This window comes from Vibrio sp. HI00D65 (assembly GCF_001635455.1).
Taxonomy (GTDB): domain Bacteria; phylum Pseudomonadota; class Gammaproteobacteria; order Enterobacterales; family Vibrionaceae; genus Vibrio.
In genome coordinates this window covers 1-665 of the sequence record NZ_LWEH01000565.1, presented here as the reverse complement: position 1 = coordinate 665, position 665 = coordinate 1, and the positions used below count along the sequence as shown (strand labels likewise).

The 665-nt window shown below is 42.6% G+C and carries 3 tRNA genes; all 3 read left to right on the top strand.

Going from position 1 to position 665, the window contains the following annotated elements:
* Positions 1-42 precede the first annotated feature (42 nt).
* The 3 genes from A3712_RS23870 to A3712_RS23860 all read left to right on the top strand — a co-directional run bounded on the left by A3712_RS23870 (position 43) and on the right by A3712_RS23860 (position 305).
* Positions 43-118: transfer RNA gene (locus A3712_RS23870), tRNA-Glu, on the top strand.
* Between the two features lie 2 nt (positions 119-120).
* Positions 121-196, top strand: a tRNA-Lys gene (locus tag A3712_RS23865).
* Positions 197-229: 33 nt separating this feature from the next.
* Positions 230-305: transfer RNA gene (locus A3712_RS23860), tRNA-Val, on the top strand.
* Positions 306-665 lie beyond the last annotated feature (360 nt).

Genomic DNA, 665 nt, shown 5'->3' with positions numbered 1-665 from the left:
GAAAGTAAAGAGACGAAGAACTCCCAAGTTCTTCAATCCAGTGTCCCGTTCGTCTAGAGGCCTAGGACACCGCCCTTTCACGGCGGTAACAGGGGTTCGACTCCCCTACGGGATACCATTGGGTCGTTAGCTCAGTTGGTAGAGCAGTTGACTTTTAATCAATTGGTCGCAGGTTCGAATCCTGCACGACCCACCATTCTTTCTCCACGAAAGAATTAAAACTTTTAGTGGGCGATTAGCTCAGTTGGGAGAGCACCTGCCTTACAAGCAGGGGGTCACTGGTTCGAGCCCGGTATCGCCCACCATTCTCTAAATATTCTTGGAAGTTAATACTCCAAACCACTTCTTATGTTGTTGGTTGGTTTTTTCGACTGCGAGAGTCTTTAGAAAATGCATTCTTCGGAATACATGCTCTTTAACAATTTGGAAAGCTGACTGATTAACTCTAAGAGTTAATCAAATTAAAAGTTCTCAATGTTTATCCTTTGGATAAACACAACACAAACACATTCAAGTGTCTTGTATTCGATTCAAATCTAATTTGAATCACATTGAGTCCGGCAAACACGTAATAAGAACTAACCCTTCCTATTACAACCAAAAACCTTGGTTAGTTGCCATACACTAAGACCCTTTCGGGTTGTATGGTTAAGTGACTAAGCGTA